The sequence below is a fragment of the Alteromonas infernus genome (assembly GCF_902705815.1).
The window spans coordinates 1-23,121 of the sequence record NZ_CACSIG010000007.1 but is presented as its reverse complement, the minus strand read 5'-3'; the positions used below and the strand labels follow the sequence as shown (position 1 = coordinate 23,121).

The following is a 23,121-nucleotide window of genomic DNA, read 5'->3' as shown; positions in this document are numbered from 1 at the left end:
GAGAATGTAATTTGAACTTAGCTCGTTTTAGCGTCTCATCTAATGGTTGGTATAAAACCTTATGCACCTTCAGCGTGGTTACCGCCGCATTATTAGCTACCAATGCGTTAGCCCAGGAGCCGAAGGTGGCAATCGCTATTCACGGAGGCGCGGGGACTATTTTAAAATCGTCCATGACGGCAGAGAAAGACGCCGCCTACAAAAATGTGCTATCGAAAGCGGTAAAGCATGGCTATTCGCTTTTAAAAGAAGGTGAAAAAGGCGAAGTTGCCGTGGTAGAGACTATTAAAATTCTTGAAACGTCACCGCTTTTTAACGCGGGCATAGGCGCGGTTTATACCTTTGACGGTGAGCATGAACTCGATGCTTCTATCATGCATGGAGGCAGTAAAAACGCGGGCGCCGTTGCTGGCGTTAAAACAATACGAAGCCCTATTGAGGCAGCATTGCTGGTAATGAATGAATCGCCCCATGTCATGCTGTCGGGTGAAGGTGCCGAACAGTACGCTAAAGAGAACGGGCTAGAGCAGGTTAAAAACACAGTCTTTGATACCGAGTTTCGCAAACAAGCGCTAGATAAAGTAAAAGCGCGTATGGAAAAGGCATCAAGTGGTTACGGAACGCAACAGGGGAATGAGCGTTTCGGTACGGTGGGGGCCGTGGTGTTAGACAGCGGTGGCAATATCGTGGCAGGCACCTCAACCGGAGGAATGACAGCCAAACGCTACGGAAGAATTGGCGATTCACCGGTTATAGGTGCGGGTACCTATGCCGATAATGAAAGTTGCGCAGTGTCTGCGACAGGGCACGGTGAGTTTTTTATTCGATACCATGTTGCGGCTGATATCTGTGCCCGAATGAAGTATCAGGGGCTAACGTTAACGGAAGCGGCCGACACCGTAGTCAACGATGTGTTAGTTAAAGCGGGCGGCGACGGTGGTGTTATTGCTATTGATAGTGTTGGTAACATTGCGATGCCGTTCAATTCTGCGGGGATGTACCGCGCTAGCATCGATACAGAGGGTAAAGTGAGCATAGCAATCTATAAAGATTAGTTGTTATTTTATTGTTAATTGTGCTGGCTTGTGGATGAGTATAGGTCTAATCTTTAAGTGTGGGGGAAAATTGCTTTCACAAGTGGTTAAAAACAATTGAAGTGCCGTAACGCCAATAGTTAGCAGTATCGGTCTCATTGGGCGCCACGGCTGGAGAAATGAAAATGGAATCGTTGCAAGTCAGTGATTATATGAATACTCACCCAGTGAAGCTTAATATCGACATGCCCGTTGCGCAGGCTGTCGAAGTATTATTGGCCAGCGGACAAAGCGGTGGCCCGGTACTAGATACCAAAGGAAGGGTGGTTGGCTTTCTTTCAGAGCAAGACTGTATTGCTCAAATGATCGCGTCGAGCTATTACCGAGAGCAAATTTGCAGAGTGGGGGAAATTATGAAAACCCCCGTGGTGTCTGTAAAGCCATATATGTCGGTAATAGAATTAGCGCAGTTATTATTAAAAGAAAAGCCTCGCGTTTACCCTGTAGTTGATGATGACGGAGTGCTTTTAGGCTGCATTAACCGAACGGCAGTGCTGCGTGCGATAGACGTCCAGCTAAATGATGGCTACCAGCGAGCAGGATAAAAGCCTTTCTTAACGCGTTGAAAGGAAAGGGGTTACCCCCTCCTTTTCAACGCTTAATGGGTTTATAACTAGTCTAATTAATGTTTCGTTGACACCAAATTTCTTATGGCTTCTTTTAAACGTGCACCTGAAACCAGCTTAAAGTTTTGTGTGTCTGAGGGCATGACATTTCTTCCATCCTGGACTACCCAAAGACCTTCGCTATAAACGCCGCCTAAGTTGGCGTTCGTTGCTTCAAGTCCATCGGTTTCTGAAACCCCGTCAATTGAGTGATTCATATCGGCGGTAATGCGAATAAGCCCCATTAAGGTAAGCTTGTCGGCGTTTTTACTATTGATGTTGTAGATTGCATAACTATTGTTACCTTGGCTTGATGCAATAAGGTACGTTTGAGCATCAACAGTAAACAGGGCCAAGCCCTCCATGTCCGCCTCTACTGGTGGGGCTATTGCAGAAACGAAAGTAGGCTCGTGTTTAGTAGAGCTAATATCCATTGACCAAATGCCTGCACCTTCTTCACCAAAGTACGCTGTGTTGGTGTGAGTATCTACCACGCAGCCCTCAGGTTGTGAGGGAAGAGAAAACGATTGAGTAAGCGTTCCTTTAGCTTTTTTATTTTTATTGAAGGAGACTTCATAACGTTCGAAGAGGCCGCTGGTATCGTTAGCAAACACCTGGGTGACGCCATTTTCTACAAACAGGCACATGCCGTAAATGTCGGTAAGTGTTGTGTCAATTTCACCTAAATGAGCAAGCACGCCAAACTCATCTATTTCAAAAACAGACAAACTATTGTGTGAACGGTTCGAGGCAATAGCAATATCGGTAAACGTGGTTTCGCCGCTGTTGTTCATATTGGCTATCGCTACGTTATACCCCACATCAACGTTATTTACTCTTCCCACAGCTAAGCTTTGTTGTTGATGACCTAAAAGATCATAAGTATTGAGTGCACCTTTTTTGTCGGTGCCTAGTATGCGGCTTTGCGAAGGAGACTGGGCGTTGACCCAAATAGCCGGGTCGTCAGCGGCGTCACCGTAGTTTTTCACAGGCTGGGTCTCGGCGGAAGGTAATACACGCGCAAGCGCGTACTTCGGCGAACGGCTTCCAGCATTGGTTATCGGCTCCCCATCTTTAGAAAGACACCCATGGTTAAAATAAGCTGCACTTAATTCGCTAGATAGCTCTGCCGAAAAGAAATTGCCTGAGGCATCATCATCAACTATCACAGAAATTCGCGGGCCTTTTTCATATTCATAAAACGCTAAATGAATAAATTCGGGCTCAATGGTTTGCGGTACTCCAGCTAAGTCATACTGCAAGGTTATGAATTCTGTCTGGCATTGGCTTTGTAACCATACGCCGCTTTTATTTGGGCTTACCCAGCCCAGCAGGCTGCCTTTAAAAAGTGATGTGTTGCTCGATAAAGTGCTCACACCTTCGATAGCGATATTAGCGTTATGAAAAAACAATTCTTTTTCTAACTCACTTTCAATGTCGGCATTAACTTTCCAAACGCCCGCAAATTCATCGGCTAAGTAAATAGAGTGAGTAAGCATATCAAGGCTACAGCTTTTCATGCCCGGGCCTATGGCAAAATTACGAAGCGGTAAAAATTGATTATCGTGTATTTCGAACTGGTTGAGCGTGCCCGTGGCATCAATATTTACAATATGCGGAGCACCTTGGGCAGTGACGGCCGCGCATATGGCTTCTGAGCCTTTGGCGGACTGGGTAAGCTGTTGTTGTATATCGAGGGTATCAGGGGCGAGTCGATATGCCTCAATGTGTTGCGTATTGTTATTAAACACTACCATGGACACCCATTGTTTATTTTCAAACTCGGCTATTTCCGCACTCGCAAGAACAAAACTACCCGCAATAAACCTGGCTTTTCCTTGGCTATTACTGATTGAAATTCCTTGGTGTTCGTTTAACTGAAGTTCAATAGTGTGGGTGTCATCGTTAGTTTGTGCATTTAACGCTGGGGCCAATTTTTCATTATCGGTAGCATGGGTGTCTTTGTAAGATTTGTTCGACGCCTTCGGAGTTTCTTGCTCGTTAGCGTGGGTGTCTTTGTAAAATTTGTTCGACGCCTTTGGAGTTTCTTGCTCGTTAGCGTGGGTGTCTTTGTAAGATTTGTTCAAGGCCTTCGGTGTTTCTTGCTCGTTAGCATGGGTGTCTTTGTAAGCTGTTTGTTGATTATCGCTACGATAGTAAAGCGTTTGGCTAAACCCATTTGCAAGTTGTTTGAGCTTTAACACAGGTTCTTGTATATCAGCCTGTGGTTGATGGCTTGCTTTGCCTGCAGTTGCACAGCTAAAAAGTGTGGCCAGCATGCCGGTAAGGAAAAAGGTTTTGCCCATTGTGGGGTATATGCGTGTAATTTTTTGTTTATCCATTGTGATTAGTTACCTTAAAGCGTGCTGGATGAAGATGCAGTGTTAGGCTTATTTATTGTGTGGGCATAAACCTTCTTCCCCTGGTGGTCTATGTAATTAAGGAATATGCTTTTGGCCGTCATGCTCACGCTAACAAAACCACCTGTAGATTTAGCGAATTGAGTAAATTCGTAATTTCCAACGGGGCGCACCTCAGAGCCGCCTCCCGATACCACGTGAACTAACTCATCGCCGGCTAGCTGATTGTGCTGTAGGTCGTGTTCGTGCCCCGCGATGTATAGGTTAACGTTGTGTTTGTGAAAAACGGGCTCAAGTACGTCTTTGATCGCGTTTGTTTTACCGTAGCGTTTACCGCTTGAGTACAAGGGGTGGTGGCCAATAACTACTTTCCACGTATATTGGTCTTGTGCCAACATTGTGTTTATCCAAGAAAGCTGCTCAGAGGCGCCTTGCTCATAGGCTTCTTGATATTTAGCTTCTCTCGCATAGTCAGGGTTAAGGGGTGAGGTATCGATAAACAACAACAGTGCCGTTGCGCCGTCATCTAACGCTAACGTCTTACTGTAATACTGAGCTGGCATTTCCCATCGTCGGCTTTTTACGCTGTAGTCTATTTGTGCCTGCCAATTTCCGCGGTAGTCGTGGTTACCCAGTACTGGGTGCCAGTTGATGAAAAGATGAGGCTGGTGATAGACGGCTTCGTAAGACGATATCCAGTACGGGTCATCAACCGACGCTATCCCGTTGTCGTAAAAATTATCGCCTGTGGTAGCGATAAACTCAGCATCTAGCTGGTAGCTGGCAATATCAAGCCATTTGGCTACGTGTTTTTGATAAAAGTGCCCGTTGCGCCCCCAGTCTCCCAATGTTAAGAAGGAAACCGCTTCATCCGGTACCGACAAATCTGCAATGGTCGTTTTTTCATAGTAGGCGTGCGAGTAAGGGGCGGTTTGGGTGGGCCCCGTATTGATAGGCGCAATATCCGTAGGCCCGATTTGAGAGGGGCCTTGTTGCTTTGCCTGCGCCCAAGCTGAGTTAAAGAAACAAGCGAAACAAAGCATGATAGTTAACAAAGTAACGAAAGACGGCTTTGATGTAGCGGGTGATGTGGGTAAAACGTGCATGAAAGACTCTCTAAAACAGGTGGCGCAGGCTTTTTTTTAGCGGCCTGCGCGCCTGATTATAAACAACAAATTAACGTGACTAGTTTAGCTGCCAAGTAAAACCTAGTTCGAACGTACGGCCATACTCTTCGTACTGCGCGTTTTGACTGCGCGTATCGAAGTAGTTGTAGAAAGGTTCATCACCTAAGTTAATGCCGTTAAAATATACCTGCATGGTGTCGTTAATGTAGTAACGTGCCATGAAGTCCATTTGTACATGGTCATCTTCAAATCTCAGCATATCGCCCTCAATTTCTTCAAAGTTTTCACTTTTATAGGTGGTGGCAAGTCGTACGCTAAAATCATTGGCCTCATAGCCTATGGTTAAGTTGCCAATGCGATCAGACTGATTCGGTAGCTGCGTTTCAAACTTCTCGCCATCCAAAAAGGTGGTTGCTTCAGAGTCGGTGAAAGTAGCGTTGGCAGACACGATAAAACCGTTGTTAAAGGCTTTTACCCAAGAGAGCTCTAAGCCGGTCAAATCTGCAGAGTCCCCGTTGATGGGTTGAATGACCTCTTCGAAACCTTCCCAGCCCGCGGTACCTGCAACATCGGCATAAACAACGAAATTATCGATATTCTTATAAAAAAGACCGGCTGAAATGACGCCAACGTCCCCAGGGTAGTATTCAAGAGATAAGTCAATGTTCTGAGCTTCGTAAGGCTGAAGCTCTGGGTTACCTACTTCTGCTTCGCGTTCAGTAACAAATACACCATCGTCTTCTTCTGTTTTGCTTTCGATTATTTGAAATGCTGCGACATCTTCAAACTTAGGTCTAGAAATGGTTTGAGTGTAAGCAGCGCGAAGCTGTAGCTTGTCAGAAAAAGTGTATCTAGCGTTCACGCTAGGTAGCCAGTGATCATAGTCACGCTCCGCTTCCCAAGGCGTATTCACCACTTCTTCTACGTCAGTTTGCTCGTTTTCAACAAGCTCTACGCGCATGCCCGAAGTTGAAAAGTCAGTACGCTCGTAGCGAACACCGGCGACCAAGTGAAGCTTTTCAATATCTACGCTGCCCATGATATAAGCGGCAAAGATGTCTTCTTCGTTTACGTACGTAGCACCGCGAGATTCAATGTCTGAGTTTAGGCTATCAACCTCAAGGCTCTCACGGTTATCGTTAAAATAACTGCGCATTACGCCTCGGTTAAGCCCTGGACCGAAATTGTCGAGTGAATAATCTGGGCTTGCTGCGCCAAATTGAGCGGCATCTAGGTCATCAAAGTCACCATCGAAAATAGTGATACTGCTGTCTCGGTCTTTCTCTCGGCTGCGGTATTTTGAACCAAATTTTAATTCACCGATGTAGCCACCTACATTAATAGGGCGCGCCGCATCAAATTTGATGCTGGTTTCGGTATCTTTGGTGTAGTTATCTTCAAAGCTTATTTCATCTACTTCATAGGTCGACAAATCCATGGCATCAGCATTCTGTGAAACAGTAGGGCGCATGGTGTTTAAGTCGGCATCAATGCTGTCATTCTCTGTTTTAAATATATAGTACAAAGCGTCAGGTTCATCTTCGTCAGATTTTGCGTAGCCTAGCTGCCAGTTCGCTTCCCATGTATCTAGCTGATGTTCACCGCCTAACGCGACCGTGAAGATACTTTGGCTTTCAAAACGATCTTTACTTTCTCTTTCAATTTCCGAATCTTCGCCGTCAAAGGTAAAGATGTTGCCTTGGCGGTATTCATCGTCAGAAAATTCACTGTATAAAGTGCGTAAGAAATATTGGTTGTTGAAGTCAGGGCGAAAGTCTATGTTCAACGCACTACCTAAACGCTCCCGTGTGATGGCGTAGTGGCGCTGTTCAAGTTCGTCGTCACCGTTGCTTTCTACATTATCAGAACCAAAGTCTCTATCGAAATATGAAACAGCACCGGCAACGCCCCATTTCGATGAAAGTTTCTTGGTAAAGGTACCTGATACTTTTGGGCTGGTTTCATCGCGCAAATCATTTTGGCTTGCTTGAACAGTAACGCTTGCGGTGTCGCGAGCCTTGTCAAACGCACTAACGCTCTTAACGGCTACTGAACCACCTATGGCATCACCATCCATATCAGGTGTGACAGATTTCGATACTTCTAGTGTTTGAATGAGTTCTGAAGGAATGACATCCAGGGCAACAGAGCGCACGCCAGACTCAGGCGAAGGAATGTTTAACCCATTGATGGTGACATTGTTTAAGTTTGGATCGATACCGCGGATCCCTACAAAGCGACCTTCACCTTGGTCACGTTCAATAGAGAGGCCGGGCAAGCGCTGTAGCGATTCTGCTGCGTTTTGGTCAGGGAATTGGCCAATGGCATCTGCAGAAACAATCGAAGATATGCGGTCAGAAACTCGCTGCTGATTAATGGCGCTTGCCTGTCCGCTTCGTTGCCCTCGTACCAGTATCTCGTCAATGGTCTCACCGCTACCGAATTCGACTGAGGCCCGCGCTATGTCATTATCTTCCACCTTGATGGTTTGCGTGACGGTATCTTCACCTAAATAAGAAATTTCTAGCGTGTAAGTGCCTTTAGGAATAGAGGGAAAGCGAAAAGTGCCGTCTCGGCCTGCCTCAGTAACAAGTCCTAATTCAATAAGCTTTATTTTAGCGCCGTTGTAGCTTCGGGCCTTAGCGGCATCTTTTACAGAGCCAATGATTACGCCATCTGCCGCCAGAACAGGAGAAGCAATGCTGAGGCCAAGTGCCGTTACGCAAGCAAGTGCAAGAGAAGAGTACGCGGTTTTAATTTTCATTTATTTTCCAATCAATTAAGCAGTCAAAAGGAGTGTTAAGTCAGCACTAAGTTAGTGAGGAAGTTAATGTGTGAGTACCCTAAGAACGCTGCATGACAGTTATATGACGTTTTGATGTTAGTAATAAGACCAAGGGTTCAATGCCATAGATTTATCAATTTATTGAGCTAATTTGACCCTGCCTTATCGCGTTGATTTACATCGGGTTTTAGCGATAGAAAAGAGAAATAGAAAATGTTCGCCATCAAGATGTCACATTAATGAGCCAAACTGACCCTCGACACTGCGAACATATTTAGGCAAGACTCTCGTTTTACTTGGAAGTTAGATGACGGCGCTATGCCGTACCGTACGTGCTTGGTCTGTTTGACTTGCCACGCTCACCGGAAAAGCTAAAACGTTTTGCAGTGTACACGAGCAGGATATTTTTTAAGAGGCGCTATGTTTTCCTTTACCAATACTACACAATTTAGGCACCACACGTGGTGGCTCGCTTTCACGGTAAGCATTGTTGCAATTGCCATATCTTTAGCGCTTTTTTTAGGTAACCCAAAACAAAGCGCTGATATATCGGGTTTAGATATCGTGGGTGAGGGAAGTATTGTCCTGCTGACCCTTGCCTGGATACTTGCAGCGCTTGCGAGTAGGCCTCCTGGTAAAGTCACCAGCCTCCTTGTTTTCGGATTAGGTTTTTTTCTTTTTTCAGCAACACTAGACTTCTTAGATGAGTTTTTACGTTACCCCGATGATGCACATTGGATAAGCATGATAGAGTCCTATCCTGCCGCAGTAGGAATGGTGGTGATGACCGCGGCTCTTTACCAGTGGCATTTGGAGCAAAGAGCATTAAACCTACAGTTGCGACGTCGTGAATGGGACTATCGGGATCACGATAAAATAGACCCCATAACACAGCTTTACCGTGCTGAGTATTGGAAAGAGCAGATTCAAAAGCTTCAGCAATTCAATAAGTCGGCTGTACTTGCCATCATAGATATCAACAACTTTTCTTTGTTTAACCAGCAATATGGGTATACGGAAGGTGATAGGTATCTTCACGAAATTGCTCAGCTATTGGTAATGAACTTACGCCAACATGATTTAGCCTGTCGGTATGCTGGAGACCGTTTTGCTATTTTACTGCCGGATGTATCGCCGACACAGGCAGACATAATCATTGATGAGATAAAGGCGAGCATTCAGCATCTGGCCTTTAGACATCAATTAAATACCAACGCCATTTATACTTCAGCGCGAAGTACACACGTAACCTTGTTACCCAATCAGACACTTTCTACGGTATTGAACGCCATGTTGACAGAGCTTGAGCGCCCTCAAAAAAGTGCGGCGTGACTATCTAATGATGAATGAATAGACCATGTTCACCGCGGCTATAACCCAATGGAAATAAGCTTATCGAATTTCACAGTAGCAGCGTCGTCACATTCAGGTGAGGGCGGTGATACGTTTGGTGAAAAAACGAAACCTCTTGCAGAGCTAAATGATCTGGGTGTCCATGCAAAAAAACATGTTGGGGTGGGTGTGTCTCTGTAAGAGAAGGTGTCGGTGCAGATAGCGTGGGTGTCTCTGTAAGAGAAGGTGTTAGTGCAGATAGTGTGGGTGTCTCTGTAAGAGAAGGTGTTGGTGCAGATAGCATGGGTGTCTCTGTAAGAGACGGTGGTGGTGCAGGTAGCGTGGGTGTCTTCGCTAGTGCAGATGTTGTGCAGTCTACGCATGATAAGGTTATTGCTGGCTATTGGCTGGTTAAAGCCGTGCTTGATGTGGCGCTTAATCGTGGGGCGAATAAAAACAAATTATTCAGAGGTACAGGGATATTTGAAGACGCACTAGAGCCTGACTCTTTGATAAGCATTAAGCAATATCATTTATTGCTTAACAACGTGCAAAGTCAAACGAAAGGGGCAGATGTGAGCTTTTTGCTGGGAAGTGCGTTAGCTGCTCAGTGGTTACATAGTCCAATGCATGTACTGCAAACTTGCGATACCCTAGAAGCGTTACTGACCCACCTTGTTCAGCAGCAAATCTTCAGGTGGTGTAGTATTCCCTTTTGTCAGTTCCAGTGCTTTACCACCAACCACAAGGTGATGTTAATTCCTCAACTCACCGTCGGCGGCGCTAAACTGGCACAATTTGTAAGAGAAGTAAGCTTTGCCAGCATAGCGGCGCTTTTAAAAGGGATTGCAAAGCAGCGAGTCTCTGTTTCGTTTAACTTTACCTGCGCCAGACCAAAAAATATTGCTGACTTTGAAACCCATTTAGGGCTTAAGGTTGCGTTTAATTGCCCTTTCAACAGTATGTGCATTGAAAAGCATGCCCTGGATGAACCCATGTCCACACCTGTTATTCACTCACCAAACATGGTGACTGACAAAGAGTTAGGGCGGTATCGCCTTTTCGAACGCTATCCTCTTATCTCGCTTCCCGATTATGTTAGGTGCCATGTGTATCAAACCATAAGCGCTCACAATATGGGGAGTGCACTGCCTGAACTTGCTGAAAAGTTAGCGATTAGCCCAGCTACGCTCAAACGTAAATTAAAGGAGTTCAATACCAGCTATCGACAGCTGTCAGAAGAAGTATGGCGCAACTATGCCTTAGTTTTGCTGTCTGTGCATAAAGCAAACAATGAAGAGGCAGCACGACAAATGGGTATAAACGATTTACCTAACTTTCGCCGTACGGTTAAGCGGCTGACAGGAAAGACGCCAAGTGAACTTAGACTTTCTAATGCCTAACTGGTGTAAACCTGTGTAATTCCCTTTTCAATAGCGTTAAAACCTTTTATCCTCTTTCGCTTATGTTTTTTTATCACGTAAAAGCATACAGATGCATGCTATATGCAGGTTACACCACTCACGTAAAACACGCTTAGACGGTAGTGAAATATATATTTAGCGGTCTGACGTGTTTAACTTACGTGATTGCCTAAACACATTGAGTCTATATTAAAGGCTCTAGCGTCGTCGCTAATCATTTGTAGATAAGTCATAAAATCAAAAGAGAGTTTTCTGTGCGCGAAAATAACGCTACTGCACCAAATTCTGTATTACCTAACCCTATGGGTCTAACGCCAATATTGCTTTTCGTGGTTCTTGTTGTGGTTACGGGGGTAACAACCAACGATATAACTGCAATGCCGATATTAGTGGCATTTTTTATCAGTGCTGGCTATGGTCTATGCCTTAACCCCAAGGGTAAAAAGGTGAGTTTTTCTGAAAAAGTGCAAACCTTTTGTCAGGGAGGCGGCGATAAAAACATTATTCTTTTGGTGTTAATCTTTTTGCTAGCTGGGGCGTTTTACGCGGTCACGATAGATATCGGAGCGCGCGATGCCACGGTGAACATGGCCCTTCAATTTGTGCCATCAGCGTTAATTCTGCCAGGCTTGTTTCTTATATGCTGCTTTATTTCGTTCTCTATGGGAACGTCAATGGGCACTATCACTGCACTATCACCTATTGGGGCTGGCCTTGCGACGAATTTAGGGCTACCAATAGAAATGGCATTAGGGATTGTGGTTGGCGGTGCCATGTTCGGCGATAACTTATCCTTTGTATCAGACACCACCATTGCTGCAACCCGCACTCAAGGGGTGCAGTTGAAAGATAAATTCCGCGCAAACCTGATGGTGGCCGTGCCTGCGTGTATCGTCACTATGGCGCTTTTGCTTATGGTTGATGTAGACACATCGGGCATTGTTGAAGGTGGTACCTATGATTTTTGGCGCATTGTACCGTACCTGTGTATTATTGCGTTCGCGCTTACAGGCTTTAACGTTATCAGCGTGCTAGCTGTCGGCATTGCAAGTGCCTGTGTGGTTGGGTTAGTACAAGGCAGCTTTACCATGCTTTCAATGATGCAGAGTATCCAAAAGGGCATGGGTTGGATGCAAGACCTTGCCATGATAGCTATAACCATAGGCGGTATTGTGGCACTGATGCACGCCAACGGCGGCATTACGTGGTTAATTGAACGTCTAACCCGCCGAGTTACTTCAAAAAAAGGGGCTGAGTTTAGTATTGCAGGGCTGGTTAGTTTCTTAGACATAACCACTGCCAATAATACCATCGCCATTGTCACCGCAGGCCCCATTGCAAAAGACCTCAATGAAAAGTATGGCGTAGACCCCCGCCGTACTGCATCGCTTTTAGATATATTTTCGTGTAGTTTTCAAGGTTTGGTGCCGTATGGCGCGCAATTGTTAAGCGCTGCCGCGGTAGTCGGTATTTCGCCCTTGGCAATTACGCCGTACTGCTGGTATCCCATGCTGATCTTTGTGTTTGGCGTGGCGGCGATTTGGTTTGGTTTTCCGCGTTTTAATACGCCACAAGACGATGAACTAACCCAAAGCGCGTAATTTCTCGTAACGCTTACAACGCTAGCTTTTTAGGGCGGTATCTTCTAGGATCACCGCCCGAATTTTATTGATGTTTAGAAATCTTCTTTAGGATGCAATTTTGTCTTCACCAATCGCGATAAAACCCCTCTACAATAAACTTGATGATTGTTTAAGCGCCGATAAGTTTCGCTTGAAGCGCCGCATTACGCTGCTTGCACAAAAAGCAAAGGGGTTAGGTGAGTCTAAAGGCGCGGCACCGGGTGACAAAAGCGAGGCTTCAAAACGCAAAGCGCTCGGGGATAGTACGTCGCATAGCGCAAATAAAGGAAGTCAGAAAAACGCACAAAAATCGGCCGAAGAAAGTTTAAGCACGCAGTTTGAAAAACTTAAAGCAGACATCAATGGGTCAATTGAAAAGCGCAACTGGCGTAAAGCCAACCTACCAAAGGTAGAGTATCCACCGCTACCGGTAAGCGATAAAAAAGAAGATATTAAAGACGCCATAGCCAACAATCAGGTTGTGATTGTTGCGGGTGAAACTGGCTCGGGTAAAACCACTCAGCTGCCTAAAATATGCTTAGAACTAGGTTTAGGTGTGAATGGCATGATTGCCCATACGCAGCCGCGTCGTCTTGCTGCTAGAAGTGTGGCTACCCGTATTGCAGAAGAGCTTAATACGCCATTGGGCGAAAAAGTGGGCTTTAAAATTCGCTTTAGCGATCAGGTGAGTGAACGCAGTTATGTAAAGCTAATGACAGACGGTATGCTGCTCGCGGAAATGCAGCAAGACCGTTTTTTAAATCAATACGATACAATTATTATCGATGAAGCCCACGAACGAAGCTTAAATATCGACTTTTTGCTTGGCTATCTTAGACAGCTGTTAGATAAGCGCCCTGATCTCAAGCTTATCATCACCTCAGCGACCATCGACCCAGAGCGGTTCTCTAAGCATTTTAATAACGCACCTATTATTGAAGTAAGTGGCCGGACTTATCCAGTTGAGGTTCGCTATCACGCCCCAGAAGACTTTGATGAAGATCGCGATCAAAGCGATGCTATTGTTCATGCTGTTGACGAGCTTATGCGTGAAGCGCCAGGCGATATCTTAGTATTTTTAAGTGGCGAACGTGAAATAAGAGACACCCAAGATGCGCTCAGTAAGCAGCATTATCGCAATACTGAAATCGTGCCTCTTTATGCACGGCTATCCGCCGCCGAGCAAAACCGCATTTTTCAGTCCCATAGCGGCAGGCGCATTGTGCTTGCTACGAACGTGGCTGAAACGTCGTTAACGGTGCCTGGTATTAAGTATGTTATCGACCCTGGTTTCGCCCGTATTTCGCGATACAGTGCAAGAAGTAAAGTGCAGCGGCTGCCGATAGAGCCTATTTCGCAGGCCTCTGCGAATCAGCGGGCAGGGCGATGCGGCCGTGTTTCAGACGGTATTTGTATTCGCTTGTACAGCGAAGATGACTACCTTGGTCGTCCGGAGTTTACTGACCCTGAAATTCTGCGTACGAATTTAGCATCAGTCATTTTGCAAATGTTAGCGTTGGGGCTAGGCGATATTGCTGCGTTTCCATTTGTTCAGCCACCCGACAACCGCAATATTAACGATGGTTTTCGCTTGCTTGAGGAAATTCAGGCAATTGGTAAAGGGAAAGGTAAACAAAAAGGGAAAATGCAGCTTACGCCACTTGGCAGACAGATAGCTAGACTGCCCATTGACCCGCGTTATGCACGCATGGTGATTGAAGCTGAGCGAACGAATGCGCTTAGTGAAGTTATGGTTATTGCTGCGGGCTTGTCGATTCAAGACCCGCGAGAGCGCCCTCAAGAAAAGCGCCAGCAAGCTGACGAAAAGCACAGTGAATATCAAGATAAAGACTCTGACTTTATTAGCCTTTACAATGTGTGGGTAGCGTTTAGAGAGCAGCAAAATGCGTTAAGCCAAAACCAGCTGCGCAAATGGTGTAAGCAGCAGTTTATCAACTACCTACGTATGCGCGAATGGCAAGACATTGTTAGCCAGCTTAAAAAGTCGATTGCCGAGCTTGGCTTTGGTATTTCAAAGCAAGAAGCGGATTATCAATCTATTCACCAAGCTGTCGCCAGCGGCCTGCTTTCACATATGGGCTTTAAAGATAAAGAGCGCGAGTATATGGGGTCGCGTAACTCTCGCTTTTTAATCTTTCCAGGGTCAGGTTTGTCGAAGTCGCAGCCAAAGTGGGTCATGGCGGCAGAGCTGGTGGAAACCTCTAAATTGTTTGCGCGTATGGTGGCAAAAATTGACCCTGCCTGGGTAGAGCCTTTATCCGAGCACGTGGTACAGCGAAGCTACTCAGAGCCTCACTGGTCTAAAAAGCGCGGTGCGGTTATCGCCTTTGAAAAAGTTACGCTGTTTGGTCTGCCGATAGTCATGAAGCGGGCCAAGGTGTACAGCCTAATCGACCCACCAATTTGCCACGAGTTGTTTATTCGTGAAGCCCTGGTTGAAGGCAATACTAAGCTAAACTACAGCTTCCTTGAGGAGAATCAGGCGCTACTAGAGCAAGCGGATGAATTTGAGCAAAAGACCCGTCGTCGCGATTTGATTGTGGATGACGAAGAGCTTGTGAGCTTTTACGCCAAACGTATCCCACTTGAGGCAAACAACGATGCGGCTTTTAAGAAGTGGTTCAGACAGCACGGCAGCAACGACAGCCTAACGTTTAAGGAAGAGGATGTTTATCGTCAGCAGCCAGGCCAGTCAGTGGCTAATGCATTTCCCGACGTATGGCGACAGGGCAATATTACACTGCCGCTGCGCTACAATTTTGAGCCAAACGCTGTCGATGACGGGGTGACTGTAGTGATCCCGCTACCCGTATTAAACCAGGTCGATAACATTGGTTTCGATTGGTTAGTACCGGGGTTAAGACACGACTTAATTGTAGGGTTAATCAAGGCCCTGCCCAAACGCTTGCGCCGTAACTTTGTACCAGCTCCTAATTTCGCCGAGGCCTGTCTAGCTGATATCAGTGAAACGGACAAAAACAACCGGCCTGTGCCCTTGCTTGAAGCCGTAACCGATAAGCTTCGCAAAATGACAGGCGTCATTATTGAAAGCGATGAGTGGAACCTAGCCCAGCTTGATAAGCATTTAAAAATGCATTTCGCAGTGGTGAACGACAACGGGGACGATATTGCAAAGGGTGACGACCTACACGCCCTTAAACAGCAGTGTGCAGGGCAGGTAAAACAAACCTTTGAAAAAGCGGCAACGCCCGAGTTAGAACGCAGCAACATAGAGCAGTGGGACTTTGAAAGCTTGCCAGAAACTTTTGTGCAGAAGGTGGGCGGGTTTGAAGTACAAGCATTCCCTGCGTTGGTTGAAAAGGGCGATAAAGTTGATATTGCGCTTATAGAGGAAGCGGATAAAGCGCAAGCCTTACACAAGCAAGGCGTGAATGTATTAATTAAAAATGCCATGCCATCGCCGCTCAATTACTTACAGAGTAAACTGCCCAATAAAGCAAAACTAGGCCTTTATTTTAACCCGTTTGGCCAGGTTAAAGCGTTAATTGACGATTGTATTTTTGCGGGTATCGATGCCATTGTGACAGACTACTGCGAGGCGAATAAAACCGATATTCGCAACAAGGCCGACTTCGAAGCCTGTCTAGATATTGCCCGGGCAAGCATTAACGATAAGGTGCTTGAAATTGCTAAACAAGTAGAGCAGGGGCTCACCCTTGCTCATCAATGCCAAAAGCAAATGAAAGGCAATGTGCCATTAACCATGATCAATGCGCTAGGCGACTGTAAAGCGCATCTGGCGCAATTAGTATTTCCAGGCTTTGTCTCACAAATAGGTGAAGCAAGACTTGATGATTGGAATCGTTACATCAAAGGGTTGGCAAGACGACTAGAAAAACTACCCATTGATCCTAACAAAGACAGAATGCATCAGGTAACGGTGGAAAAATCGACGAAAGAATGGGAAAAGACCTGTAGTAAATACCCTAAGGGTAAAGTGCCGCAAGCGCTATTAGACGTACGTTGGATGATAGAAGAGCTGCGTGTTTCACTGTTTGCACAGCAACTGGGTACGGCGTACCCCATATCAGCGAAACGCATCACACTGCATTTAGCAGAGTATTAGCAAAAATACGCGTTGTGGCCTTATAAAGTAGAAGGCTAAGGTAATTTTTCTAATTTTGACTACAGTTAATATGAACACTGTATAAGAGAAAAGTTAAACGAAAGACTACTTTTTAGTTTTGGCGGTCAAATATCATACAGTTTGATTGACAAGTTATCAGCATCACCCTATAACAACAAGGGTAGTCGTCAGCGTAATGCTAAAAATCAGGAGAAGTAGACATGTTGGGATACGACGATAAGCGAAATTTTTTCAGGATGATGGTAAATTCGCCGTGTCAGTTGCAAATAACTGATGATGAGTCGAGCCGAACCATGCAGGCAATGTGCAAAGATATTAGCGCAACGGGAATGTCGTTAGAAGTTGATGAGCCTTCTATCGAGGTAGGTACGCAAGTAAGCGTCGCTATTGAATCCTCTAGTTCACAAATCCCTTCTCTTGCTGCGTTAGCAACGGTGGTACGCTGTGAGCCGGAATCGGAGTCAAGCTGCATTATCGGTGTTGAAATTTCTCAAATGAAATAGCGTGATATAAGCAATGGGGCGAAGCCGTAACTTCGCCTTAAAGCAGGTTAAACCCGGCAGGCTTTTTCTTCTACAAAATGCCTCTTAGCTTAGTGTGTTTGTGTTAAAACCCTAGTCCAACATTGAGCATAAAAATCACGCTGTCCTCTCTTATTAATTAAATTGAACAGACCGTTCGCTTTTTTCTATTTTCAATTTATGCTCTAATTGATAATAATTCTCATTACTGCGCAAGCAACCATATTTTATTTTTTAAAGAGAGTTATTATTATGAAAAAGACGATTACCTTTGCTGTTATGCACTTTGCGGTCGCGTTCACTGTAGCTTACCTATTAACAGGTAGTGTGGTTGTAGGTGGCGCTGTGGCACTTGTAGAACCCTCAATAAATACTGTTGCGTTTTACTTTCACGAAATGGTGTGGAAAAAAATTGAAGCGCGTAAAGAAGGGGCGACAACGGAATTAGCGTCTGAAACATCGGCGCCAGTGCGAAGAAACCAAGATATCTCATTTGCTTCATGAGCGCGGTTAACGAATAAAAACGCTGGCTTAAAAAAGACTTTCTTTAAATAAATACTAAAAAGCGCCTGTATGTCATTCACACAGGCGCTTTTGCTTTTGTCAGTCGTCTGTTACTTCACAAACCAAGCCCTTCAAATAGTATCCTTCTGGGTAACTACCGATGATAGGGTGGTCCGACGCTTGATTAAGTCGGGCAATAATCTTTATCGTACGGCCCGCATCGAGCGCGGCATCAGCCACTACTTTTTGAAAAAGATCGGCCGGCATAAGGCCAGAACAGCTAAATGTTAGCAATAACCCACCGGATTTTACCGCGTGGATACCGTACATGTTGATGTCCTTATAGCCACGAGCAGCGCGGTTTAGTGAGGCTTTGTTATCAACAAATTTTGGCGGGTCAAGAATAACCATATCAAACTGTTTATTTTGCTCGTGATATTCACGCAACGCTTTAAATACGTCTTTGTTAAGATACTGCGCGCGCTTGTCATCATAGCCATTTATTGCCACGTGGTGCTTGGCTAAATCAAGGGCAGGCTGCGATACATCTACATTGGTAACCGACTTCGCGCCGCCAGAGAGGGCATAGCAAGAGAAGGTGCCTGTGTAGCTAAAACAGTTAAGCACATCTGCGTCTTTTGCATAGTGCGCGGCCGCAGCGCGACTGTCTCGCTGATCCAAGTAAAATCCGGTTTTGTGACCACTTTCTATATCTACCACAATGTTAATGCCATTTTCTTTCACAGTAACTTGCATAGGTGGCTGGCCGTGAAGCACGCCGGTAACAGGCTCAAGGCCCTCTTTTTTACGCACATCTACATCGCTTCGTTCATACACATGAACGTCTGGCATAAGTTTGGTGATGGCCCACACTATTTTATCTCTGTGCTTTTCGCCGCCAGCGCTAAGCAATTGTACGACTGCCACATTGTCGTAAAGGTCAATAGTTACACCTGGAAGGCCATCGCTTTCAGAGGCTATCCAGCGAAATGCATTGGTTTTATTTGGGTCGAACAAGCGCTTACGTAAAGCTAAGGCTGTTTCTAATCGCCGCAAGAAAAAGCCATTGTCGATGCTCTCGTCTTTTTTGAACGTCCACATACGAACACGAATCTTAGAGTGAGGTGAATAGGCCCCTCTACCGAGCCAGTCGCCTTCGTCATCAAACACATCTACTGTATCGCCAATGCGAGCACGGCCTTTCAATTCAGCTACTGCGCTTTCAAAAACCCAGGGGTGTTTACGGCGAAGTGATTTATCTCTGGAGGGTTGTAATATGACCTGTGCTGACATGTAGGCTCTCGTATTTAGTTAAACAGTATTGCGAATGGGCGCGATTATACGCAATTTCGTATGTTCTGTGTTGAATAAACAGTAAAGAAACCCAAACTGAATAAAAGATTTTCGCGTATTGAAATATTTATTTAAGGGATACAAAAAAGCTATGCACTACGTAGATTTTGCAAAAGGATGCAAACCTGATGAGCTAACGGTAAAAGAGCAAGCGGGTTATTCATTAACGGCGGGTAAAGTAAAGGTAGAGGTAAAAGCGTTCGGTGTTAACCGCGCCGATACCTTGCAACGGCAAGGTAACTATCCACCACCGCCAGGTGAAAGCGAGATTTTGGGTTTGGAAGTGGCTGGTGTCGTATCTGAAGTTGCAAGCGATGTAAGTTCCTTTAAAGAAGGAGATAGAGTATGTGGCTTAGTAGCAGGTGGCGGTTACGCAACGGAAGCACTGGTCAACCCTGCTCACCTGATGCGCATTCCACAGGGCATGCCGTTTTTTGAAGCTGCCGGTCTTACTGAAGTATTTCTCACTGCGTTTCAATGCTTACGCACGATAGCCCACATTAAACCGGCCCAGCGAGCGTTGATCCACGGTGGTGCGAGCGGGGTTGGCCTTGCCGCTACGCAATTGTGTCGTTACTGGGGTGTACACAGTGCGGTAACCGCATCAAGCCAAGAGAAGCTGTCGTTGTGCGAAAAAAATGGCGCAGAACAACTTATAAACTATAAACAGCAGGCGTTTGATAAGGTGCTTAAAAAAGCATGGCCTGAAGGCGTTGATATGGTGCTAGACATGGTGGGTGGCGACTACTTGAATCGCAACTTACAGGTACTGAAACGAGATGGCAGCGTGGTTTACCTTGCCATGCTCGCGGGCCGCTATGCGGATAATCTTGATATGGCGATGTTGCTTGGTAAGCGAGCGTCAATTATTGGCACTACATTGCGCAACCGCAGTGATGAATACAAAGCCAACCTCATTGGTGAGTTCGAAACGGCGTGTATACCCGCGTTTGAGAGCAAAGAGTTAACGGTAAATATTGATACGCATTACAGTATTAAAGATATAGATAAACCTCATGGGCGCTTAGAAAACAATGACACACAAGGCAAACTGGTGGTTTCTTGGTAGAGCGATTAAGTTAGGCGCGCAGCGCGTTGCGCGCCCAGTTCATTGCCTATGTATTGTTAGCCTTATTTCTGTGCATTAGGTGCCAACGAAACCTTCATCGATTTGAGTTGGTTTCGCCTCAGCGGCACCGCGAGCAAGCTCATCGCAGCGTTCATTTTCAGGGTGCCCCGAGTGGCCTTTGACCCAATGCCAATTCACTTGATGCTTTTTCACCGCTTCATCTAAGCGTTGCCATAAGTCGGCATTTTTCACTGGCTTTTTATCAGACGTACGCCAACCGTTTTTGCGCCAGTTATGGATCCATTGGTTAATCCCATTTTTTACATACTGGCTGTCGGTAGTGAGTTCTACCGCACAAGGCTCAGTCAGGCTGTTTAGCGCTTCGATAGGGGCCAGCAGCTCCATGCGGTTATTTGTGGTATGCGCAAATCCGTCGCTTAGCTCTTTCTTATGCTGTTTATAAATTAATACAGCACCATACCCACCAGGGCCTGGGTTGCCTAGACAGGAACCGTCGGTATAAATATGAATGGTCTTTTGCGCCACAGCACTTCCTTTAATTTATCTTGTCATTTCCCTTAGCGGATTGCGAAGGGGTTGATATACTATCAAAAAATGAAAGCGTAATTATAGTAGAGGTTCCATGCGCCAAATTGTACTCGATACTGAAACCACTGGTATTGATCCCAAAGAAGGCCACCGTATTATCGAAATTGGCTGTGTTGAAGTCGTGAACCGCCGGTTAACGGGGAATCACTTCCATGTGTATATCAACCCAGGCCGGCATATAGAACAAGAAGCTATCGAAGTTCACGGCATTACGAATGAGTTTCTTACTGACAAACCAACCTTTGCGCAAGTTGCACAAGAGTTCGTGAACTTTATAAAAGGGGCGCAGTTAGTTATTCACAACGCGCCGTTTGACGTCGGGTTTATGGACCATGAATTTGGCATGGAGCCGTCGACTAAAGGGGTTATCACCAATCAAATTTGTGATGTGCTCGATACGCTTACCCTTGCTCGACAAATGCACCCGGGCCAGAAAAATAATCTTGATGCACTATGTAAACGCTACGGCATAGACAACAGCCACCGTACGCTCCACGGCGCGTTACTGGATGCCGAGATATTAGCCGACGTTTATCTCTTAATGACCGGCGGTCAGACTAAGCTAAAACTTGCATCATCAGGTGGTAGTGAAACTGACTCCACCGCAATCAGAAGAGTGCAGCGCAAAACAAATAAATTAAAGGTTATCAAAGCGTCCGCCGATGAGTTAACACAACACGAAGCTCGTCTAGACATCGTTGAAAAGGCGGGTGGTAAATGTTTGTGGCGCCCTAATGTTGACGAGGTGTCTTAAACTTTTCATCGACAACCCGTTTTAGCAAAGCGATATAACAGAACAATTTAGTGCAGGAGCAGCGTAGCGTGAGAGTGTGGTTTTATTGGGTAATATTATTATCATCGTTTATTCACACTGGCGCTACTGCGCAATCTCAGGAAGATGAACGAGACGCTGCGCGCCAAGTCGCTGATAGTGCCGTTCAAGATACCCAAGCGCAAAACCCGTCAATCGATACCTCACCGCTTACTGACTTAGGCGATAACTATACGAATTCTATCAAGCTTTTACAGAACCGCTTCCGCGTCGACTATAACGTGGAGGAAATTACGATGGTTTTTTTTCCGTGAGTATGGATCTGCGCCAGTTGTGTTAGTGCGCCCAGACGGCTCTAAGCTTTTTCAGGGCAGAGTAGATGAAGACAAGGTACAGTGGTTTGATGCCGATACCTTCGACATGATAACCATAAGGAACCCCGTCCCCGGACCGTGGCAAGCGGTGGGACAAGTACTGCCAGAAAGCCGCATTATGGTGCTATCAGATGTCGAACTCCATGCCGACCCTTTACCTAATGTCTTGTTCTCGGGCGAAATTTTAAAGTCAACTGCGTACCTAACCAATAATGGTAAGCCTATTGAAAACAAGCGCTTTAGGGATGTGGTGGCGTTAGATATTGAATTTAAAAGCACTAACAATCCTAACTTTGGCAATTTTGGAACTGGCGATCAAACCGTTGCTACATTTAAAGATGATGGCAGGGGAATGGATGAACGACCGGGTGATGGGGTATTTACAGGGCAGTTCAACTTAAAAATTGCTGCCGGTGAATGGAAACCAATTTTTAGGGTTAGCACGCCTATGTATACGCGAGAGCAAGAAGGTGCGCCCATTGTTCTTCATGATAACCCGGTCACTATCGATGTAGAAATGGATGGGGGCGGTGAGGGCTATCACAAAATTATTATTGATGTGAATCGCGAGCTGGTTGATATCGAATCTTTACTGGTAGATGGCAAGGTAAAATTTCCTAACGCGGACATGCAAAACTTCTCGCTTACCGAGGGAGGGGCAGAGGCTCGCGAACACCTAATAGTGGCCTATGAAGAGGGTATTTTCAGAGTAAAAGTCACTGCCTATGGCTCTACCGTGGATGGAAGGGACTTCATTTTAGACGTACCAGAATTTAGCTTCGTGGCAGATGGGCCCATTGAGCCTGAAGTCGAGGACCCATTAATAAACGGCGAAGATCCTATTGTAGATGGCAGTGCACCGATGATGGCACCCATAGAGTCTAACGCGATTAACACGCAGCCCGCTCTTTCCGAAGAGGACATGGACGAGGGAACGCTTACGCTAATTTTGGTAGTGGTAAACGGCTCAATTATATTGATTGGTGTGATAGCAGCGGTTGTTATTATTATTGTGCGCAAGCGCTCTTCTTCACCACAAGCTACTCAAACCGCTAAAAAACAGACGACTCAGCAGAAGCAGCAGCTCACTGAGGCGGATCTCACCATGGAAACTGCGCCAAAGGGCATCAGTAAGCTGCTAGGTATTTTTAAACGAGGTAAAAAATCAGACGACGCGTAGGCCGCTCGTTGTTATACGATGAAATAGCGTCGCTAATTTGTTCAGTTTGAATTTTATTTCGACATAATGCCTATTTAACAGGCAAACAAACCGCAGATGACAATTTTATTAATAAAAAGCGTTGACTCCACATGGGGGAATACGTATTATCTGCGCCGCAGTCAGGGGACAGGGCAACATCAGCCAGGTCAACTCACTGATAACATTGAAGATGTGGAGCGGTAGTTCAGTTGGTTAGAATACCGGCCTGTCACGCCGGGG

General features: G+C 45.7%; 16 protein-coding genes and 1 pseudogene. 12 read left to right on the top strand and 5 right to left on the bottom strand.

All coding sequences use genetic code 11. From position 1 onward, the window contains the following. Positions 1 to 11: 11 nt before the first annotated feature. Together ACX5J7_RS01585 and ACX5J7_RS01580 are read left to right on the top strand one after the other, a co-directional pair. Positions 12 to 1,055, top strand: coding sequence for an isoaspartyl peptidase/L-asparaginase family protein (locus tag ACX5J7_RS01585; RefSeq protein ID WP_015067019.1), 1,044 nt, complete (start codon positions 12 to 14; stop codon positions 1,053 to 1,055). Positions 1,056 to 1,219: 164 nt separating this feature from the next. Beyond that, positions 1,220 to 1,639 carry a CBS domain-containing protein gene (locus ACX5J7_RS01580; protein ID WP_012518171.1) on the top strand — a complete coding sequence of 140 codons (420 nt, stop codon included), beginning with the start codon at positions 1,220 to 1,222 and terminating at the stop codon, positions 1,637 to 1,639. Positions 1,640 to 1,716: 77 nt separating this feature from the next. On the opposite strand, the gene ACX5J7_RS01575 is transcribed toward ACX5J7_RS01580, so the two are convergent. The 3 genes from ACX5J7_RS01575 to ACX5J7_RS01565 all read right to left on the bottom strand — a co-directional run bounded on the left by ACX5J7_RS01575 (position 1,717) and on the right by ACX5J7_RS01565 (position 7,950). Further along, on the bottom strand, positions 1,717 to 4,041 hold the full coding sequence (locus ACX5J7_RS01575) for a phytase (protein ID WP_498705852.1): 2,325 nt from the start codon (positions 4,039 to 4,041) through the stop codon (positions 1,717 to 1,719). 14 nt (positions 4,042 to 4,055) lie between these two features. Continuing rightward, a complete protein-coding gene (locus ACX5J7_RS01570) occupies positions 4,056 to 5,165 on the bottom strand; it encodes a metallophosphoesterase (protein WP_232362925.1) in 1,110 nt (369 codons plus the stop codon). Between the two features lie 79 nt (positions 5,166 to 5,244). Beyond that, the gene (locus tag ACX5J7_RS01565) at positions 5,245 to 7,950 is read right to left on the bottom strand and encodes a TonB-dependent receptor (RefSeq protein WP_348681763.1); all 2,706 of its coding nucleotides are present in this window, start codon (positions 7,948 to 7,950) and stop codon (positions 5,245 to 5,247) included. A 441-nt stretch (positions 7,951 to 8,391) separates the two neighbouring features. On the opposite strand from ACX5J7_RS01565, the gene ACX5J7_RS01560 reads away from it, so the two are divergent. From ACX5J7_RS01560 to ACX5J7_RS01535, 6 genes are all read left to right on the top strand, one after another. Beyond that, positions 8,392 to 9,303 carry a diguanylate cyclase domain-containing protein gene (locus ACX5J7_RS01560; RefSeq protein WP_012518176.1) on the top strand — a complete coding sequence of 304 codons (912 nt, stop codon included), beginning with the start codon at positions 8,392 to 8,394 and terminating at the stop codon, positions 9,301 to 9,303. A 224-nt stretch (positions 9,304 to 9,527) separates the two neighbouring features. Further along, entirely contained in the window at positions 9,528 to 10,706 is a 1,179-nt protein-coding gene (locus ACX5J7_RS01555) for a helix-turn-helix domain-containing protein (RefSeq protein ID WP_498705850.1), read from the top strand. A gap of 275 nt (positions 10,707 to 10,981) precedes the next feature. Beyond that, entirely contained in the window at positions 10,982 to 12,328 is a 1,347-nt protein-coding gene (locus ACX5J7_RS01550; protein ID WP_474376798.1) for a Na+/H+ antiporter NhaC family protein, read from the top strand. Positions 12,329 to 12,428: 100 nt separating this feature from the next. Continuing rightward, positions 12,429 to 16,457: an ATP-dependent RNA helicase HrpA gene (gene hrpA, locus ACX5J7_RS01545; RefSeq protein WP_498705849.1), complete on the top strand. Its 4,029-nt coding sequence runs from the start codon at positions 12,429 to 12,431 to the stop codon at positions 16,455 to 16,457. 221 nt (positions 16,458 to 16,678) lie between these two features. Beyond that, the gene (locus ACX5J7_RS01540; RefSeq protein ID WP_015067025.1) at positions 16,679 to 16,981 is read left to right on the top strand and encodes a PilZ domain-containing protein; all 303 of its coding nucleotides are present in this window, start codon (positions 16,679 to 16,681) and stop codon (positions 16,979 to 16,981) included. A 270-nt stretch (positions 16,982 to 17,251) separates the two neighbouring features. Continuing rightward, positions 17,252 to 17,503: a DUF2061 domain-containing protein gene (locus tag ACX5J7_RS01535; protein ID WP_024016182.1), complete on the top strand. Its 252-nt coding sequence runs from the start codon at positions 17,252 to 17,254 to the stop codon at positions 17,501 to 17,503. Between the two features lie 99 nt (positions 17,504 to 17,602). Here ACX5J7_RS01535 and ACX5J7_RS01530 read toward each other — a convergent pair whose 3' ends face one another. Further along, complete coding sequence (locus ACX5J7_RS01530; RefSeq protein WP_474376800.1) at positions 17,603 to 18,796, bottom strand: class I SAM-dependent rRNA methyltransferase; 1,194 nt, start codon at positions 18,794 to 18,796, stop codon at positions 17,603 to 17,605. A gap of 151 nt (positions 18,797 to 18,947) precedes the next feature. Between ACX5J7_RS01530 and ACX5J7_RS01525 the strand changes: the two genes are divergently transcribed. Next, a complete protein-coding gene (locus tag ACX5J7_RS01525; protein WP_474116318.1) occupies positions 18,948 to 19,925 on the top strand; it encodes an NAD(P)H-quinone oxidoreductase in 978 nt (325 codons plus the stop codon). Between the two features lie 75 nt (positions 19,926 to 20,000). Here ACX5J7_RS01525 and rnhA read toward each other — a convergent pair whose 3' ends face one another. Further along, positions 20,001 to 20,471 carry a ribonuclease HI gene (gene rnhA / locus ACX5J7_RS01520; protein WP_015067028.1) on the bottom strand — a complete coding sequence of 157 codons (471 nt, stop codon included), beginning with the start codon at positions 20,469 to 20,471 and terminating at the stop codon, positions 20,001 to 20,003. A gap of 97 nt (positions 20,472 to 20,568) precedes the next feature. On the opposite strand from rnhA, the gene dnaQ reads away from it, so the two are divergent. The 3 genes and pseudogenes from dnaQ to ACX5J7_RS01505 all read left to right on the top strand — a co-directional run bounded on the left by dnaQ (position 20,569) and on the right by ACX5J7_RS01505 (position 23,085). After that, positions 20,569 to 21,288 (top strand): DNA polymerase III subunit epsilon, encoded by a 720-nt coding sequence (gene dnaQ / locus ACX5J7_RS01515; RefSeq protein WP_012518185.1) that lies wholly within the window; start codon positions 20,569 to 20,571, stop codon positions 21,286 to 21,288. 68 nt (positions 21,289 to 21,356) lie between these two features. Beyond that, positions 21,357 to 22,860 (top strand): annotated as a pseudogene (locus ACX5J7_RS01510) (TIGR03503 family protein). A gap of 96 nt (positions 22,861 to 22,956) precedes the next feature. Further along, a complete protein-coding gene (locus ACX5J7_RS01505; protein ID WP_269822341.1) occupies positions 22,957 to 23,085 on the top strand; it encodes a hypothetical protein in 129 nt (42 codons plus the stop codon). Positions 23,086 to 23,121: the final 36 nt, after the last annotated feature.